14 protein-coding genes and 2 pseudogenes are annotated in these 17,262 nt (G+C 69.1%); 6 read left to right on the forward strand and 10 right to left on the reverse strand.

All coding sequences use genetic code 11. The features are described 5' to 3' along the window. Window positions 1–25 precede the first annotated feature (25 nt). The 3 genes and pseudogenes from ACFCY7_RS11490 to ACFCY7_RS11500 form a co-directional block, all read left to right on the forward strand. Window positions 26–4,351 (forward strand): annotated as a pseudogene (locus ACFCY7_RS11490) (RHS repeat-associated core domain-containing protein); the annotation flags it as partial. A 470-nt stretch (window positions 4,352–4,821) separates the two neighbouring features. After that, entirely contained in the window at window positions 4,822–5,226 is a 405-nt protein-coding gene (locus ACFCY7_RS11495; RefSeq protein WP_376483500.1) for a hypothetical protein, read from the forward strand. Window positions 5,227–5,450: 224 nt separating this feature from the next. After that, window positions 5,451–7,160 (forward strand): amidohydrolase, encoded by a 1,710-nt coding sequence (locus tag ACFCY7_RS11500; protein WP_376483502.1) that lies wholly within the window; start codon window positions 5,451–5,453, stop codon window positions 7,158–7,160. A gap of 585 nt (window positions 7,161–7,745) precedes the next feature. Here the strand turns inward: ACFCY7_RS11500 and ACFCY7_RS11505 are convergent. From ACFCY7_RS11505 to rpmG, 4 genes are read right to left on the reverse strand one after another with little or no spacing between them, the layout of a single operon-like run. Beyond that, the gene (locus ACFCY7_RS11505) at window positions 7,746–7,952 is read right to left on the reverse strand and encodes a hypothetical protein (RefSeq protein ID WP_376483504.1); all 207 of its coding nucleotides are present in this window, start codon (window positions 7,950–7,952) and stop codon (window positions 7,746–7,748) included. 44 nt (window positions 7,953–7,996) lie between these two features. Beyond that, a complete protein-coding gene (locus ACFCY7_RS11510) occupies window positions 7,997–9,148 on the reverse strand; it encodes a CobW family GTP-binding protein (protein ID WP_376483505.1) in 1,152 nt (383 codons plus the stop codon). Continuing rightward, entirely contained in the window at window positions 9,148–9,393 is a 246-nt protein-coding gene (locus ACFCY7_RS11515) for a type B 50S ribosomal protein L31 (protein WP_376483507.1), read from the reverse strand. The genes ACFCY7_RS11510 and ACFCY7_RS11515 overlap by 1 nt, the downstream gene beginning before the upstream one ends. Window positions 9,394–9,418: 25 nt before the next feature. After that, window positions 9,419–9,583: a 50S ribosomal protein L33 gene (rpmG, locus tag ACFCY7_RS11520; protein ID WP_376483509.1), complete on the reverse strand. Its 165-nt coding sequence runs from the start codon at window positions 9,581–9,583 to the stop codon at window positions 9,419–9,421. An 86-nt stretch (window positions 9,584–9,669) separates the two neighbouring features. Between rpmG and rpmB the strand changes: the two genes are divergently transcribed. Next, the gene (gene rpmB / locus ACFCY7_RS11525; RefSeq protein WP_376483510.1) at window positions 9,670–9,906 is read left to right on the forward strand and encodes a 50S ribosomal protein L28; all 237 of its coding nucleotides are present in this window, start codon (window positions 9,670–9,672) and stop codon (window positions 9,904–9,906) included. Further along, a complete protein-coding gene (gene rpsN, locus ACFCY7_RS11530) occupies window positions 9,906–10,211 on the forward strand; it encodes a 30S ribosomal protein S14 (RefSeq protein ID WP_376483512.1) in 306 nt (101 codons plus the stop codon). Before rpmB ends, rpsN begins: the two co-directional genes overlap by 1 nt. A gap of 177 nt (window positions 10,212–10,388) precedes the next feature. Here the strand turns inward: rpsN and ACFCY7_RS11535 are convergent, their stop codons facing one another. After that, a complete protein-coding gene (locus ACFCY7_RS11535) occupies window positions 10,389–10,955 on the reverse strand; it encodes a DUF4291 domain-containing protein (protein WP_376483513.1) in 567 nt (188 codons plus the stop codon). Between the two features lie 166 nt (window positions 10,956–11,121). Next, complete coding sequence (locus ACFCY7_RS11540; protein WP_376483515.1) at window positions 11,122–11,583, reverse strand: hypothetical protein; 462 nt, start codon at window positions 11,581–11,583, stop codon at window positions 11,122–11,124. 303 nt (window positions 11,584–11,886) lie between these two features. Between ACFCY7_RS11540 and ACFCY7_RS11545 the strand changes: the two are divergent. Beyond that, window positions 11,887–12,171 (forward strand): annotated as a pseudogene (locus ACFCY7_RS11545) (hypothetical protein); the annotation flags it as partial. Here ACFCY7_RS11545 and ACFCY7_RS11550 read toward each other — a convergent pair. The 4 genes from ACFCY7_RS11550 to ACFCY7_RS11565 all read right to left on the reverse strand — a co-directional run bounded on the left by ACFCY7_RS11550 (window position 12,052) and on the right by ACFCY7_RS11565 (window position 17,132). Further along, window positions 12,052–12,327: a hypothetical protein gene (locus ACFCY7_RS11550; RefSeq protein WP_376483517.1), complete on the reverse strand. Its 276-nt coding sequence runs from the start codon at window positions 12,325–12,327 to the stop codon at window positions 12,052–12,054. The pseudogene ACFCY7_RS11545 and the gene ACFCY7_RS11550 overlap by 120 nt on opposite strands. Before the next feature lie 78 nt (window positions 12,328–12,405). Beyond that, entirely contained in the window at window positions 12,406–12,687 is a 282-nt protein-coding gene (locus tag ACFCY7_RS11555) for a hypothetical protein (protein WP_376483519.1), read from the reverse strand. A 480-nt stretch (window positions 12,688–13,167) separates the two neighbouring features. Then, window positions 13,168–15,651: an RICIN domain-containing protein gene (locus ACFCY7_RS11560; protein ID WP_376483521.1), complete on the reverse strand. Its 2,484-nt coding sequence runs from the start codon at window positions 15,649–15,651 to the stop codon at window positions 13,168–13,170. Window positions 15,652–16,295: 644 nt separating this feature from the next. Then, window positions 16,296–17,132 (reverse strand): class II fructose-bisphosphate aldolase, encoded by an 837-nt coding sequence (locus ACFCY7_RS11565; RefSeq protein ID WP_376483523.1) that lies wholly within the window; start codon window positions 17,130–17,132, stop codon window positions 16,296–16,298. Window positions 17,133–17,262 lie beyond the last annotated feature (130 nt).

Below are 17,262 nucleotides of genomic sequence, written 5' to 3' on the forward strand. Positions count from 1 at the left end.
GGCTGACAGGCTGACCGAAGGAGGCACGGCCACTCCGACCCTGCGGGACACGTTCGTCGACCCCAACGGCGACCAGATCCAGGGCGCGTACCAGATCTTCGACTCCGTCACCGACACGCAGGTCGGCGCCGTACTGCGTTCGGCGTTCGTGCCGACCGGTCAGCCCGCCCCGGTGGTCGTGCCGGCCGGTGTGCTGGCGAACGGCAAGACGTACAAGTTCCGCAGCAGCCCGTACGACGGCACGCACTACAACCTGGGCTGGTCGGAGTGGAAGACCTTCACGGTCGACACCACCGCGCCGATCGGCCCGACGGGCATCACCTCGACGGACTACCCGTCCGCTGCGTGGGTCAAGGGCGCCGGGCAGGCCGGTACGTTCACCGTCACCCCGAACGGCACCGACCACAACTGGCTCGAGTGGTCGCTCGACGGCGTGACCTGGACGAAGGCCGAGACCGGCGGCTCCACCGCCGCGAAGGCACTCTCCGTCACCCCGTCCAAGGACGGCACCCACACCCTCCAGGTGCGGCAGGTCGACAAGGCCGACAACAAGTCCGAGCCCATCACGTACGGCTTCCACGCCGGCCCCGGCGGCTTCGTCCAGCCCGCCGACGGTGAGCGCACCGCGCGCCGTCTGCCGCTGGTCGCCGAGGCCGACGGCACCAAGTACGACGCCGTGTCCTTCTCCTGGCGCCGTTCCGAGGCCGACCCGTGGGTGGCGATTCCCGCCGGGCAGGTGACCTCTGGAGGTACCCCGCTGACCGCGTGGCCGGTGGCCATGACCGGCGGGAAGAACGCCGGCCTCGTGTGGAACGCCACGGACACCGTCAATCCGGATGGCAGCGTCCAGATCAAGGCGGACTTCACCGGTCCGAACTCGGCTTCGGGTAGCACTCAGCCGCTCAACGTGGTCGTGGACCGAAGCGCCTCCGGTGCCGCTTCCGCCCCCGTGGGTCCGGGTTCGGTCAATCTGCTGACCGGTGACTACACGCTGTCCGCCACGGACGCCTCCGCCTTCGGCCCTTCGGTGTCGCGTACGGCTTCCTCCCGCACCCCGGACAAGGGGGCCAAGCAGGAGGGACAGGCGCCCATCTTCGGCAAGGAGTGGGTCGCCGGCACCGCCGCCGAGATGACGGAGTCCGACTACTCGCACATCCGCAGGATCTCCGACACGGCCGCTGCCGTTGTCGGCACCAAGGGAGAGGAGACCCACTTCACGGCGAACGCGGCGAAGAACGGCTGGATCGCCGAGACCGGCGCCGAGAACCTGACGCTCAAGGGCAGCATGACGGGAACGTTCACGCTGTCCGACAGCGAGGGCGCGGTAACCCAGTTCACCAAGCCCGACGCCGCCGCCACCACGTGGCAGGTCTCCAGCACTCTGGTGGAGGGCCTGTCCAACTCCACGGTCACGGTGGTGTCCGAGACGGTCACGGTCGACGGCAAGCAGGTCGCCCGCCCGAGCCGCGTGATCGCCCCGTCGGCTGCCGCGTCCGCCTCCACGTGCACGGCGACGCCGTCCACCCCGGGCTGCCGGGCTCTGGAGTTCGTCTACGCCACCGCCACCACCGCCACGTCCTCCTCCTTCGGCGACACCACCGGCCAGGTGAAGGAGGTACGCCTGTGGTCCACCGACCCGGGGGGCTCCGCGGCAACGGCCAAGACCGTGCACACGTACCTCTACGACGACTCGGGCCGTCTGCGCCAGGCGTGGAACCCGCAGATCAGCCCCGCGCTGAAGACCGAGTACGGTTACGACGGCGCGGGCCGCGTCACGACGCTCACCCCGCCCGGTGGACTTCCCTGGTCCTTCGCCTACGGCAAGGCCGGCAACGCCGCCACCGCCGGTGAGGGCATGCTCCTGAAGGCCTCCCGCTCCGGTCTGAAGCAGGGCACGCTCGACGTCGAGGAGGGCACGGCCACCACCAGCGTCGTCTACGACGTGCCGCTGACCGGCGCCACCGCCCCGTACAAGATGGGCGCCGCCGACGTGAAGGCATGGGGCCAGCTGGACGCGCCGACCGACGCGACCGCTGTCTTCCCCGCCGACGCGATCCCGGCATCGGCTTCCGGCGACGTGCTGACCGCGACCGACTACAAGCGGGCCGAGGTGCACTACCTCGGTGTGTCCGGCCGTCAGGTCGACTCGGCCGCCCCCGGTGGCCACATCGGCACGACGGAGTTCGACCGCTTCGGCAACACCGTCCGCGAACTCTCGGCCGGCAACCGGGGCGTCGCCCTGGGCGTCACCGCCGCCGACCGCGCCGCGCAGGACGACCTGGGCATCGCGTCGCTGTCCACGGCCGAGCGGGCCAATCTTCTGGCCACCACCTCGGTCTACAACGAGGGTGGCACGCGTGAGCTGGAGAAGTTCGGGCCACTGCGCCGGATAGGCCTGACCACGGACCTCGTGTCGGGTGCGACCACCCTCGTCGCCGCGGGCACCTCCGTGACCGCACGCACCTGGCTCGTCAACGAGTACGACGCGGACCGGCCCACGGACGGCACGGCCAGCGTCAAGGACCAGGTCACCAAGAGCACCGCCGGCGCCCAGGTCCGGGAACACCCCGGTGTCCAGGCGGATGCCCGCACGGCCCAGGTCTCCTACGACTGGGCCAGGGGCCTGCCGACGAAGACCGTCCACGACCCCAGCGGTCTGGCCGTCACCACCACGACCGAGTACGACGGCGAGGGCCGCGTCACCAAGCAGGTGCCGCCCGGGGCCACGGGTACGGACGCCGCGACCCGGGTGACCACCTACTGGTCCGCCACCGGTACCGGCACCTGCCAGGGCCGCCCGGAGTGGGCCGACCTGGTCTGCTCCACCGGTCCGGCCGGTGACATCGCCGGTGGCGGAACGAACCCCTCTCAACTGCCCACCACCACCATGGAGTACGACTGGTGGGGCAAGCCGTCCAAGATCACGGAGACCGCCGACGGAGCAAGCCGCACCACCACGACGACGTACGACAACGCCGGTCGGCAGACCAAGGCCACCGTCACGGGCGGCGTCGGCCAGGCGGTGCCGGAGTCCACGACCGAGTACGACCCGGCCACCGGCCAGGCCTTCAAGACGACGTCACCCACCGGCGGCACCATCACCAGGGGGTACGACAAGCTCGGCCGTCTCGTCTCGTACACGGACGCCGACGGCGGTGTCACCACGACCGAGTACGACGTGCTCGATCGCCCGGTCAAGGCCGTGGACAACAGCCCGTCCACCGTCACCTACGCCTACGACCACACGGCTGAGCCGCGCGGCATGGCGACGACGACGACGGATTCCGTCGCCGGTGTCTTCCAGGCCGACTACGACGCGGACGGCTCGGTCAGCACGCAGAGGCTGCCCGGCGGCTACACCCTGCGACAGACGAAGGACAGCATCGGCGCACCTGTCGCACGTACGTACACGCGCGACAGCGACGGTGTCAGTGTCCTGACCGACACCGTCACCCGGTCCGTCTTCGGGCAGGTGGCGGCCCACGCGGGCTGGTCCGACCAGTCCTACGCGTACGACAAGGTCGGGCGACTCGTCACCGTCCAGGACACGGCGGACACTCTCTGCACCAGGCGGACGTACACCTTCGACGCCCGCAGCAACCGCAAGTCCCTGACCTCCGCGGCCGGCGCCCCCGGCCTGGTCTGCCCCACCGCGGGTGGCACCACCACCGGCCACACCTACGACAGCGCCGACCGCATCGTCGACACGGGCTATGCCTACGACGCCTTCGGACGCACCACCACGGCCCCCGGCAACGGCACGGTCGGCTATTACGCCAACGACCTCGCCTACCAGCAGACCGCCAACGGAACGCGCCAGACCTGGCAGCTCGACGCCTCCCTGCGCTTCCGGTCCTGGAAGACCGAGTCCGGCAGCGGCTCCACCTGGACCCAGACCGGCTCCAAGGTCAACCACTACGACAGCGACGGCGACAGCCCGCGCTGGATCACCGAGGACACCACCGGCGGCGCGCTGACGCGCATGGTCACCGGCCTCGACGACCGGCTGGCGGCGACCACGGCCAAGACCGGCGGCACGGTCCTGCAGCTGACCAACGTTCACGGCGACGTCAGCCTGCTCCTCCCCCTGGACGCCGGCGTCGCCCCGACGGTGCTCGACGCCGACGAGTACGGCAACCCCCGGACCGGTCAGGCCGGCGCCCGCTACGGCTGGCTCGGCGCCCACCAGCGGTCCGGTGAGACCGTGACCGGACTCACCCTGATGGGCGTCCGGCTGTACAACTCGGCCACCGGACGTTTCCTGTCGCTGGATCCGGTCAGGGGTGGCAGCTGCAACGGCTACGAGTACGTATGCGGCGACCCCGTCAACATGCTCGACCTCGACGGGCGCATGGCCGTGGCCGCTCTCGTCGCTTCCGCCGGACTCGGGGTGAGCCTCGGCACGGTGCTCACCGTCGTCGGTGCCGCCGCCCTGGTCGCCATCGCCGCCTACGTCTGGTGGAAGGGGAAGGCGTGGGCCATCCGCCAGGTCAAGATCCTGTGGGCGAAGGCGTCCAAGAAGTCCGGCAAGGAAACCGCGAGCGACGTCCCCTCCTGGGCCAGAGGAAAGACAAGGAAAGGCGATGAAACCATCGACCAGGCAGCCGACCGAATATTCCGTGACCATTACGGCCGTAATCCGACGCAGCAGGAGCGTCGGAGTGGGCACGAATGGAAGAAAATCAAGAAGCATTTGACCCGGAAGTAGCAGTAGGATTCGGGAGGCGGCTGGTTCACTCCGGCCGCCTTCTGGCCAAAAATGAACGGTGCAGCCTGGAAATCAAATGCCCGCATACCGCCGGAACATGACATACTCCTTCTATGACTTCAAAAAATCGTCGACTCCCCCGCGATCGCGCGTGGCCTCTGACTGCCACAGATATCAGCGAGGCACTCGGCAGCAAAATGTCACACGTCGGCGATCTCAGATTTCTCTCAGGAAACAGCGGCACCGGAAACGCCATCGGGATTGAATGGGTCGCAGCTCAGCCCTTCAACTACGGACGTGGAATCCACCCGAATGCGGTTGGCTTCCGCATCGATGTCATACCGGTACCGAAGGGCGATCGCGCCGATGCACGCACCGCTCTGCGGACGCATGCGCTGCCTCAGCTCTGCGAGTGGATCGACCACGCTCTCACTGCCAGTGAAACCTGGCGTTCGAGCAACCACTGCCGATACTGGCGGTTCGCCGACGGGCACGTCACTCATCACGACGCGACCTGAAGCGGACCAGCCATTGGACTGCCCCGTCCGGCCGACTGCAAGGCCAGTCGGCCGGGGTAATCCGGAAGGAATTTCCGCGGAACTCATACGCCTCACCATCACCCTGCTGCCGGACCCCGATCGCCACCGCTCAATGGTGTCCCCAATCGCTCTCCTCGGGTCGTCAGCCGACACGGGTGACGATTGCACGGCACGCCATGCGGTCGACTCGTACTCTTGGATTTGTGAGACCGCAACGCCTGGTATCCACGCTCGTCACCTGCCTCCTCGTGACGGTGCTCTCATCGTGCGACGACGGTACGAAGCCGGCGAGCGACGGGCCCCCGGCGACGGTCGTCGTCAACGCCGAGGTCTACACACTCGACCGCGGCCGGCCGTGGGCGGAGGCATTCGCCTACGACGCCGACGGGAAGATCACGGCGGTCGGCACCGAATCGGACGTGCGAGCGAAGGCCGGCAGCGGCGCGAAGGTGATCGACGCCCGCGGCAACATGGTGCTCCCCGGCTTCCAGGACACCCATCTCCACGTCCCCGAGGCGGGCATCAACCGCGACCTGTGCTTCATGGAGAGCGGGAGCACCCTCGCCGAGTACGAGGACATGGCCGCCGACTGCGCGGCCGAGCAGCCCGGGTCCTCATGGGTACGGGCGGCCGGGCCGTCGCTCTTCGACCTGCTCGACGCCGACGAGTCACCCATCGACGTGCTCGACCGCGCGATCCCCGACCGTCCGGCGCTGATCCTCGACGACCTGGGCCACGCGGTGTGGACCAACAGCCTGGGGCTGAAGGCCGCGGGGATCGGACCCGACGATCCCGACCCGCAGGGCGGCATCTACGGGCGTGACCCGGAGACCGGTCGGCTCAACGGCCTCCTGCTCGAGAACGCGCAGCAGCGGATCCGTAACGCCGCCGCGCCCGACGACGAGGTCGTCTACAAGGGCCTCCTCGTTGCCCTCGACGAGCTCGCGAAGAACGGAATCACCAGCGCCAGCGACGCGGGCGGGTTCTGGGGCCAGAACCACCCGGCGGCCTGGCAGCGGGCCCTCAAGGAGGGCGAACTGTCCGTGCGGGCCGTCAACGGCCTCTACCTCTATCCCGACGCCGACATGAAGGAACAACTCGCCGAGTTCCAACGACGGTTCAGCGACGACCCGAACAGTCTGCTCCGGTTCAACACGGCGAAGATCTACCTCGACGGGATCCTCGACCTCGGCACCGCCTGGATGCTGAAGCCCTACGACAAGCCGATCAACCCTCAGTACCCCTCCGGATTCCCGTACTTCGAGCGTGATCAGCTCCGCACGTACGTGTCCGAGCTCCACCGGATCGGCTACCGGATGCACTTCCACGTCATCGGAGACGCCGCCACCCGCGAGGCACTCGACGCCGTCGAGGCCATCGACGCGCCCAAGGACCAGGTCGCGGACCGCCGACACCGCACCACGCACACCTACCTCGTCCACCCCGACGACACGAAACGCTTCGCCGAACTCGGCGTCGTCGCCGACTTCCAGGTGGGCCCCGAAGCGATCGACCCCGGCTACCACGAGCAGCTCTCGGACTTCATCGGCAACCGGGCGTTCGATCTGATCCCCGTCGCGAAACTGCTCGACGCCGGCGCGCACGTCTCGCTGTCGAGCGACTGGGACGCCGACCCCCTGTCACCCTTCGGCATCATCGAGCGGGCGGTCACCCGCGAGAGCAACGCCGTCGACAGTGTCGAGACCGCCGTCAAGCTCGTCACGCTCGACGCCGCTTACGCACTCGGACAGGACGACACCACCGGCTCGATCGAAGTCGGCAAGCAGGCCGACTACGTGATCGTCGACCAGAACCTGCTGGAAGTCCCCGTCGACCGTGTCGACCAGACGAAGGTGCTCCTCACCGTACTGGCCGGAGAAAGCACCTACCAGGCAGCGAGTTTCAACCGGTGAACAGGCGGTGTCGATCAGCCCCTGAGCCATGGCGCGCCATCAGACCCTGCGGCCGCACAGGTGGCACACGTCGTTCGCCGACGAGGAACGCGGCGCGCGCCTTGCGCTAGCCGTACTCGGTGACTTCCCCGCCCGCTTGGCCCATGGCTCACCCCCGGAACACGCGCGGCCCGTCCGCGGCAGGAGCGCGGACGGGCCGGTCGGTGGGCGGCGCGTCAGCCGCAGAGGGTCGCCTGGAGGGCGCCGTTGATCGCCGCTGCCTCGGCGTCGGCGACCTCGTGCTCGCTCGTGGTGAACCGGGCTATGGCAAGCAACTGGACGTTGCCATCCGACCAACACAAACGTTCCCAGTACCACTCCTGCCGGGGTGCTTCACCCTCCAACAACGGCGGTCTCTCGGGGTCGGCATCCCCGTCCCCGCAATTCTGGGCGGCCCGCAGGGTCCACGAACAGCTCTGGTCGTTGAACGTCACATGCGCCTGTTCTTCTCGACCCTCGCCGCCGGCCTCGTGCTCGGGGGGCTCGTCCTCGCGTTCACCGGCAGCTTCGTGGCCGCAGCGGCTTGCGCCGCGTACGTCGTGGTCGTCATTCCGCTCGCCGTGCTGGTGGGTCGCGCAATCCGCGGACGATCCACCCCTCCGTCATCTGATTGAAGGAGTCCCCCGCGCGTACCCCGCCCTTCAACTTGCGGAGCAGGTCGGTGTCCTTGTAGTCGATGTATGTGATGCCGACCGCGTCGAGCGGGTTGGTGCGGGACTTCACGGGCTTGCGGGGGTCGGGGCGTCTGGCCATCGCGCGGCTCCTTCGGTTGAGCGTTGCAGTGGGGTCGTGCGAGGTCAGGGGGCGTCGATGAGGGAATCGAAGGCGGCGGGCAGGTGCTTCCACGATTCGGGTCCTGCCCGGTACTCGGCGTCGTCGAGGAGGCAGGAGTCGAGGAGTGCTTCGAGTCCGTCCCGGTCGAGGCCGGGTGAGGTGAAGACGAGGTGCTGGCAGCAGTCGCCGTGCTCGGGGTGCCAGTCGAGGGCGGCTGCCGCGCGGCGCATCGGCGGGACCATCTCCCAGGCGGCGTCCGGCAGTGACGCCAGCCAGGGACCGGCGTTCTCCACGCACAACGCTCCGCCGGCGGAGTCCCAGGCGAGCAGGGTGTCGGGGCGGTCGGCCAGCCAGAACCGGCCGCGGCTGCGGGCGGCGGCGCGGCACAGGTCCTCAAGTGCCTCGTAGAGCCGTTCGGGGTGGAACGGCCGGTGGCGGCGCCAGACGAACGTGGTGACACCGGCCTCGTCGGCGTCCTGGGGCAGCAGCGCGCAGGCGGGGTGCTGGGCGGCTGCCGCGGCTTCGACGTCGAAGCCGGCGAACGCGGCTTGGACGAGTTCGCCGGATCCGGCCGGGACGCGCCGGGCGGTGGGATGGAGCTGTGCGAGGAGTGCGTGGTCCTCCTCGTCTGCCTCGTCGCCGTCGACGACGGCGAGCACGGGTGCGTATTCCAGTTGGCGGGCCCAGGTGTCCGCGACGGTCCGCTGGTCGGTGGCCGCGGCCGCGAGGCCGGCTTCTGCCAGGTCGTCGCCGTTGCCGAGGCACGGCAGGATGAGCGCGGGGTCCACGGCCGTGATCACGTTCGCCAGAGCCAGGCGGTCTCCGCCGTGTCCGGCGATGACCTCTACCATGGCCTTCGGTTCGACCGAGTCCCACAACTCGACGACGGCGAGCCGGGTCAGGCCGCTGTCCGCCAGCCTTTCCAGTTCGGGGACGAGGTCCTCGCGCAGCGCGCAGCACGCGCAGTCGTTGACCAAGGGTGCCTCGCTGGAGGAGAGGGTGCCGGAGGCGTCGCGGATGGTACGGAGCACGGTGCCGGCGGGCGCGCCGGCGAGGTCGTGGTGCAGGGCCGTGCTGCCCGGGACGGTCCGCAGGAGTCGCTCGACGACCTCTTTGCGCGCATCGGCGTGCAGTCCGGCGACGATCACGACGGGCAGCGTGTGTTCGTGGGTCATCAACGGGCTCCGTAGCGGCGCTGGAACTTCTCGACGCGGCCGGCGGTGTCGAGGACGCGGGCGGTGCCCGTGTAGAAGGGGTGGCTCGTTGAGGAGATCTCCACGTCGATGACCGGGTAGGTGTGGCCGTCCTCCCAGTCGATGCTCTTGTCGCTGGTCATCGTGGAGCGGGTGAGGAATGCGGTGCCGGAGGCGGAGTCGCGGAAGACGACGGGGCCATAGGCGGGGTGGATTCCGGGCTTCATGGCGGGGCCTTTCGATGGGCAGGGGTCAGTGCTCCTGACGGAAGTCGACGTGCCGGCCGAGGGCAGCGTCGTACGTGCGGAGCACTGGGCGGTCGGAGTCGTTGCGCCCGTTCTCGCGTGTCACGTAGGTGCACCTGGCGCCTGCCGCGGAACGGACCTTGGTGACCGGGCGTGTGTCGTTGCGTGCCACACCCCACGCTACATGAGAATGGTTTTCATTTCCAATACTGTAGGGTGGCAGCCACCCCCAGCCAGCGAGAAAGGCGACAGCCACCCATGTCAGCCCACTGCCAACTGACCGGCGCCCAGCCGGGATTCGGCAATTCCATCTCCCACTCCCACCGGCGCACCTCGCGTCGCTTCGACCCGAACATCCAGCGCAAGCGCTACTGGCTGCCCAGCGAGGGCCGCTACGTCCGCCTGACGCTCAGCACGAAGGCGATCAAGACCGTGGACACGATCGGCATCGAGGCCGCCGTGGCACGCATCCGCGCACGAGGGGGGAAGATCTGATGGCGAAGCGAAGCAAGACCGCGAAGAACGAGAAGCGCAAGGAGAGCGTCGAGCGGTACGCCGCCCGGCGGGCCGAACTCAAGGAGATCATCCGCCGCCCGTCCTCCACGACGCCGGAACGCGACGCAGCCCTAGCGGAACTGCGCCGGCAGCCACGCGACGCCAGCGCCACGCGCGTACGCAACCGCGACAGCACGGACGGCCGCCCCCGCGGCTACCTGCGCAAGTTCGGCCTCTCCCGCGTACAGATGCGCCGGCAGGCACACGCCGGCTTCCTTCCGGGCGTGACCAAGTCCTCTTGGTAGGAAATTCCAACGGGCCAGTCATCACTCCGACGCGTCAGCCCGAGCGCAGCCACTCACACAGTCGCGCGCAGCGTGGGCCGCCTCCATTCCTTCCCCGGTCCTTCCCCAGTCCTTTCGCTCTGCGGGCCGCTCCGGCTTACGCCGCCGTGAAGGACGGGGCATGCAGCGAGCGTTCGGTCACCCACCTGAGGAAAGGCGGTTCTCCAGTGCCCGAGGCAGCGGGTAGGCGCGCTCTGCGGGGAACAGTCGCTGGGCTTTCGCGGCATGCCCGGACTGTGTCAGGGAGGCAGCCTTGCGGACCTGCGGGGTCAGGTCGGTGAGACCCACCATCCAGTCGTCGGTGAACGTGCGAATCAGATGGCGGCCGATGCCGACCTGGATGCTGTAGTGGTTGAGCGCCGCCCCGCGCGGCGAGCGCTCCGGGTCCCATTGGACATGGACGGCCGCCTCGGCGACGGCCGCCGGGTGGGCCGTCGTGAGCACGGCCCGGGAAAGAGCCTCCTCCCAGCCCTCCCGCGTCATGCGCACCGCGAGAATGCGTTCCTGACCGGGTTTGCGGCCCCAGTTGCTGCGGTGCATCAGCCACATGAACGACGGCTTGATCCACGTCATCCGGTGAAACGAGAACGGCGCAACGAAGCGGCCCGCCCGCAGCGCCGCGTCGGCGATGGCAGGCGTGTACGCCTGGTAGACCACGATCGAGTGAGCGTCGTAGTCGGCACGAATCTGATACTGGGGCGCCATGCGCTGGACCCTGCCATCCGCGCCACGAGTCCCGCGAGCCGTTTTCTCGCACTAGCCGCGCAGCGTTGCGAAAGTGCTGGTCGCAGACACTCGTTGACGGCCGCGAGGAGGGCAGTCCCAGTCCCTTCGTAGCGGACGACGAGTTACTCGCAACCGCCCTCGCGGTCTATCGCCCGGTGGGAGCGGGCGCACCAGGCCTGGGCCGGCGGCCGAACCACAAGGTGAGGGCCGCTGCCACCGCCGAGGCGAACGCCGCCAGGACGTAGGTGGGGAAGAAGTCGTCGTCCGGGTAGTGCGCGCCCGCGACCCGCGCGATGGACGGGTCATCGGCGGCGACCTCCAGCGGGACGGGGAGGCCGACCCGGACCTGTCGCGTCAGGTCCGGGCCGAGACTGATGTCGTCCGTCCGGTAGGTGCGGCCGTCGACCTCGTAGGAGATCTCGTACCCCTCCCCCTTCTTGAGCGGGACATGCGAGACCGAGCCCTCCACGCGTACGGGCCGCTCGTCGATCCGCGCTGCGGCGCGGAACTGCCCCAAGGCGCCCAGCGCGAAGAGAACGGAGATCGCCGACGCGATCGCCCCTCCGCCGAGTTGGATCCATATACGCCGTCCCCCCAGAAGCTTCATGACTCGGGGATAACACAGCAGCCTTAACCCTGGGTGACGAGCGCACCGCAAGCACCACGATCAGCGTGCTCGACGCGCGCGCACGCTGACACCCACCCACTGCCACCCCACCAGCCGCTCACAGGAAGGACCGCCACCAGCCGCGGCGGCCGACGCGCTTGAGGGCTCCTGTGCCGACTGTTCGACGAGCTCGTAGGTGACGAGGATCGTGGATCAGCCCTCACCAAGACCAAGGAGGCCTGTCGCTCGCGAAGCCTTCGGCAGCGGTCGTCGTCGACCTGAGCGACTCGTCCTTATTGCGACTCTTCCGGACTCGACGCGCTGCTTCGGACGCGTGAGACCGCCCTCCGCCCCGGCCGCATCCTCAGCCTCGCAGCTCCCAGCCACCAGATGCTGCGACTGCTCGACCTGACGGGCGCTGCCGATCTCTTCCCAGTCCGACCGGCCGGCCGGCACAGGTTGACCTGTTCAGGCAGCCGTGATGGTGGGCGGCGCGGCCGTGGGAAGGGGTTCGACGAGGACGAGGGGGATACCGAGGGCTCCGCAGAGGCGCCGGGTACGAGCCAGGACGCTGAGGGTCGCAGGTGAGGGCCGGCCGGGGTGGAGTTCGACGCGGAGGCACTCGGGCCGGTAGGCGAGAACGAGTGCCTGTACTTCCACAGCTGCGGCGGCCCGCGCGGGGATGTCGAGGTCGGGCAGGGTGAGGTGCAGCGTGCCGTCGGCATAGCGGGCGCGAGGAAGCATGGGGTCGTCTTTCACTGATGCCTCCCCCCGCAGCTCTGACGGCCTCGGGAGGAGGCGGACCGGGCCGGACAGGTGGGTCTATCGGTCGGCCCGCACGGGAGTGGGTGCCGTGGTGGGCCTGGGGACGGGTGCGTGGTGCTCCTGGCCCGCCCACACGGCCGCTCTGGCGAGTTGGTCGCTGGTGAGTCCGGCCGCCTGGGACAGCTGCTCCATGCTCATGCGTCCGTCGGCTGCTGCGGCTCGGGCCAGCCGGCCGGACCACAGCTCCTCGTCTGCGTAGGCGCGCCGGTCGCGGTCACGCCGCAGCGCCTTCGTGTGCTTGGGGCCGCAGGCGTGGATCGGTCGCTGCCCGTCACGCACTGGATCGCCGGAGTGAATGCAGGAGGAGTCCTTCACCGCGGCGGACCAGCGGGGATCGGCGAAGCGTCCGCACCGGTCACAGACGGGGACCGACGGTCGAGGCGCCGGCGAATGCCCGGAAGGGACCATGCCCGCACCTCCTGCCCTGGACACGAAACTCCATTGCCTCGCCTCCTCCAGAATGCCGCGCTTCAGCGGGTTGAACAGCCCTGGCAGCGAAAAACTCCTGCGTATTGGACATGCTGGCGGCCGCCGCTTTGGCCACCTCCCCCAACATCACCATGGTCCTCACTGACCGTGCGGCCCGCGAAGAGACCGAACCAGCCGCCGTTCCCCCGCGCCTGCGAGCAACCCGGGCTTCGACGTTCCTGACGCAGTACGTCTTGGTGTCGAAGCGGCATGCTCGTCGGTGCGTGACGCAACCATGTCGGGGTCCCGTTCGTCGTTCGGGGCCCCGACAGGTCGGTTACGGGCGGTGGATCAGTTGATGGTCCACTGCTGGAGGGTGCTGCCGGTGTCGGGCTGTTGGGTGACCAGGGCTCCGTTGGTAGATGAGGCGGTCGTCAGGAGGAGTCCGGTCGCCGCGGATGCGACGGTGTAGGTGCCGTTGGGCTGGAGGGTGGGGGTCCAGCGTTGGTTGGGGCCGCTGGTGCAGGTCCACTGGATGATCTTTGCGCCGGCGGTGGTGGAGCCGCTTTCGACGTCGGCGCAGAGTCCGGACTCGGTGTTCTTGAGTGTGTAGGTGCCGTCGGTCTGACGGGTGAAGGTCCAGTTCTGGTTGGCGCCGCCGGTCGGTGTCCAGGTGATGAGCTGGGTGCCGCTGGTGGTGCTGTGGTTGGGGTTGTCGAGGGCCTTGCCCGCGGCGGTGAGGGTGTGGACTCCGCTGAGGGAGGGGGTGACTGCCCAGGTGAAGGTCGTCGTGCCGCTGGCGCTGCCGGAGGAGGCGGTGACGGTGGCGGTGGTGGTTCCGACGGTGGTGGGGGTGCCGGTGATGAGGCCGGTGGGGCTGATGCTCAGTCCGGAGGGGAGGCCGGTGGCGGTGAGGGTGAGGGGCTTGCCGGCCGAGTCGGTGGCGGTGATCTGGAGTGAGACGGCGGTGTTCAGGGGTGTGTTCTGGTTGCCCGGGTTACCGACCGTCACCGTTTCGGGGGCCTGGGCGGTCGGGGTGAGGGTCAGGGTCTGCTCGCCGGCGGTCCGGGTGCCGCCGACCGTGTTGCCGGTGGTGTTGGTCCAGCTGCGGGTGGGTGTGGTCTCGGCGAGGCGGTTGGTGTCGGAGGAGAGGCCGATGACGAGGCCGCTGTAGCGGTTGACGATCTTGTACGTGCCGGTGGCCGTTCCGTCGGTGGGCGAGGTGCCGCGGATCACGAACCACTGCTGTCCCACGGCGGCGCTGCCGGTCTGAGCCGCGGTGACCGTGGGCTTGGTGCCCCACGCGCGGGTCGCCGTGGAGCCGGTGCTGACGCCGAGCAGCTGCCCGGTGCTCGTGTTGGCGATGCGGTACGAACCGTCACCGTTGGAGGTGAAGGTCCACGACTCCAGGGCGGAGCCGGAGGAGGAGGCGAGCGAGGTGGTGGCCGAGCTCCCGGAGACCTGCGCCAGGATGCGTCCGCCGCCGCCGGCGATGCGATAGCTCTTGGAGGTGTCCACGGGGGCAGCGGGCTCGGTGGTGTTGATCGTCAGGTTGACGTACTCACCGCTCGCCCCGTTGGAGCAGCCGAACGAGCAGTACGAGCGGAAGTCCTTGCCGACGATCGTGGAGTTGGTCTTGTTGGCGCTGTCGAGGAACCACCGGTACCAGGAGGCGTTCTTGTACGAGCCCGTGTCACCGAGGCGGAACCACTTCTGCGTGGCCAGGTTGTCGGTGGCGTAGATCTCCTGGGAGGCGTTGCCGCTCTGGTCGACCGCCTGCGGCTGGCCGATGTACAGGCCGAGGTGGGCGTTGTAGGTGATGTCCATGACGAAGAGCGGGGAAGTGGCGGGCGTGAGCCCGTTGGCGATCTGCTGGCTGACGCTGCCGCTGTTCGCCGGGTTGTACTCCTTGGCCGGCGCGACGTATCCGGTGGTGCTAGTGCCTGCGACCGGGAGCATGGTGCTCTCGCGGCCGCCGACGCCGGGCTCGGACCAGGCGCCGTCGTACCACTTCTGCCAGGTGCCGGGGGCCATCTTGCCGGAGATCGGCGCGCGGGCGACGTGGCCGTAGAAGGCTGCCCAGCCGCCGCCCTTGTTGACGATGCGGGAGCCGTAGAAGGCGTAGAAGTAGCCGGAGGCGGTGTCGACGAACAGCCGCTGGTCACCGGTGCCGTAGTGGTAGGTCTGCTGGGGGAAGGCCGTGGTGTCGCCGCGCTTGGTGCTGTAGTGGGAGGTGATGACGTGGTCCTTGATGGTCCACGTCTTCCCCTGGTCCTTGGAGACGGCGTAGTCGATGCCGTCGTAGTGGGAGTAGTCCGCGAAGGGCTCCGGGGTGAACTCGTTGTGCACGAGTCCGTACCAGTCGCCGGTGTCGGGGTCCACCCACACGCCCGCGAGGTCGCAGTAGTTGCGGTGCGCGTAGGTGCCCGTCGAGGGAGCCTGGGTGGATTCCACGCCGGTCGGGCTGTTGTTGCACCGCCAGGTCGTGTCGTTGTTGCGGTCGTTGCTGTTGGCCGGGTTGACCGCGTCGCTGATGGTTCCGGAGCGGGTGGCGGTTTCGATGTTCGTTCCGGTGTAGAAGGTCCACCTGCGCTCGTCGCTTGCGCCGTAGAGCGCGTGGGCCTGCTGGAAGTAGAAGGTGCCGTCCTTGTCCATGTAGGTGCCTGCGGGCGTGTCGTCCGGGGTGGTCCAGGAGCCCTTGGCACCGACGGTGACGGTGTAGGAGGCGGCGGTCGCGTCGGCGGATGCCGTGGGCATCGTCAGCGCGCTGCTGCCTGTGATGACCAGTACGGCCGAGGCGAGCGCCCCGGCCAGTCTGGTTCGAGGAGTGGTCACGAGTACTCCTTGATCGCAGGAGCCGTGGGGAGACGGCTCCTTGGGTGGTCCGGCGTCCTTTCGGGACGGCGGTAACACGCGGAGCGGCACTGTGCGCTCCAGGTGCGGTGCTCTCCTCGCCGGACCACGGCGCACCACGTGGAGCGTGTCCGGTGCCGGGGAGAGAGTCTGGGGACACACGGCTGGGCGTGTGTTCGTGTGTGGGCGACCGCGCGGTGCGGTGCGGCCGCGGAGGGAGGTGGGGGTGGCCCGTTCCCTCTTGCGTCTTGCGGGGGGGTGAAGGTGCGTCGTGCGGTGCGCCTCACGGCCGGAGAGCCGTGCCGTAGGGGGGTGAACCGTCCCGTAGGGGTTGCCCGTGTTACGTCGGGTGGTGCTGGGGAAAGGCGGGCGGGGGGCGGAAGGGCAAGACCTGTGCGATCAGGCGTTGTTCCGCGCTGGTCCGGGCGGCCGCCGTGCTTCGACTGCAGCCGGTTGGGTGGACCGTACGGCTCATTTGACCGGTAAAACAAGAGTCGCGGCGGGGAAACTTCCGTTTTCCTGAGCGGAGGTGCTGCGGGCCGCCGGAGGGGCACAGGAGGTGACCGTGCGAGCAGCGGCGGTCAGCCGTGAACGCCTGTCGTCGGCCGACGGGGGCAGGTGGGGTGTCAGGCGAGCGCCAGGACCCGCAGGAGGCGTGCGACCTCGCAGGCGACCTTCTCGCGGGCCGCCCCGATGTACGTGCGGGAGTCGCTGACCGTCGGCCGGCGGTCCAGTTCCCGCCTCACGGTGGCGGAGAAGATGCCGTTGAGGTGAGTGGAGATGTTGACCTTCGTCATTCCGGCCCTGACGGCCTTGGCGAGGTTCGTGTCCGATACGCCCGAGGAGCCGTGCAGGACGAGGGGCACGCCGACGCTGTCGCGTAGGCGGCTGATCAGGTCGAAGTCCAGAACGGCGTCGCGCGTGGCCATCGCGTGGGAGCTGCCGACCGCGACGGCGAGGCAGTCGACGGCAGTCGCGGCGGCGAATGCGCGTGCCTCGTCCGGGTCGGTACGGACTCCCGGGGCGTGGGCGCCGTCCTTGCCGCCGACCTCGCCCAGTTCGGCCTCGACGAGGACGTCTGCCCTGTGTCCGTACTCGGTGACCGCTCTCGTCACGGCCACGTTCCGCTCGTACGGCAGCTTGGAGGCGTCGAACATGACGGACGTGAAGCCGAGCCGCACGGCTTCGCGTACGAGGTCCTCGGACTCGGCGTGGTCGAGGTGGACGGCCACGGGCACGGTCGCTTCCTCCGCCAGGCTCAGGGCAGCGCGGCCGATGGGGGTCAGGGAGCCGTGGTAGCGCACGGTGTTCTCGCTGATCTGGAGGATCACGGGAAGGCCGGCCCGGTGTGCGCCGTCGACGATGGCTTCGGCGTGTTCGAGCTGGACGACGTTGAAGGCTCCTACCCCCCGGTTCCGGTCGTAGGCGGGGCCGATGATGTCGTCAGTGGATGTCAGGGGCATGGGTGGTCTCCACACTCACGGTGGTACGGAACCGGTCGTAGACGTCGTGGCGGAAGTCGCCGGCGAGGGGAGCGGTGACGGCGGTCGCCGACACGGCTGCCCTTGGCCGGGCATCACGCAGGATGTCCGG

Source organism: Streptomyces sp. NPDC056361, from assembly GCF_042262805.1.
Lineage (GTDB): Bacteria > Actinomycetota > Actinomycetes > Streptomycetales > Streptomycetaceae > Streptomyces.

Coding starts and splice junctions, on each gene's coding strand:
- ACFCY7_RS11495 (WP_376483500.1), top strand. CDS start 4,822: ATGACTTCAAAAAATCGTCGACTCCCCCGCGATCGCGCGTGGCCTCTG.
- ACFCY7_RS11505 (WP_376483504.1), bottom strand. CDS start 7,952: ATGGCCAGACGCCCCGACCCCCGCAAGCCCGTGAAGTCCCGCACCAAC.
- ACFCY7_RS11510 (WP_376483505.1), bottom strand. CDS start 9,148: ATGACCCACGAACACACGCTGCCCGTCGTGATCGTCGCCGGACTGCAC.
- ACFCY7_RS11515 (WP_376483507.1), bottom strand. CDS start 9,393: ATGAAGCCCGGAATCCACCCCGCCTATGGCCCCGTCGTCTTCCGCGAC.
- rpmB (WP_376483510.1), top strand. CDS start 9,670: ATGTCAGCCCACTGCCAACTGACCGGCGCCCAGCCGGGATTCGGCAAT.
- rpsN (WP_376483512.1), top strand. CDS start 9,906: ATGGCGAAGCGAAGCAAGACCGCGAAGAACGAGAAGCGCAAGGAGAGC.
- ACFCY7_RS11535 (WP_376483513.1), bottom strand. CDS start 10,955: ATGGCGCCCCAGTATCAGATTCGTGCCGACTACGACGCTCACTCGATC.
- ACFCY7_RS11540 (WP_376483515.1), bottom strand. CDS start 11,583: ATGAAGCTTCTGGGGGGACGGCGTATATGGATCCAACTCGGCGGAGGG.
- ACFCY7_RS11550 (WP_376483517.1), bottom strand. CDS start 12,327: ATGCTTCCTCGCGCCCGCTATGCCGACGGCACGCTGCACCTCACCCTG.
- ACFCY7_RS11565 (WP_376483523.1), bottom strand. CDS start 17,132: ATGCCCCTGACATCCACTGACGACATCATCGGCCCCGCCTACGACCGG.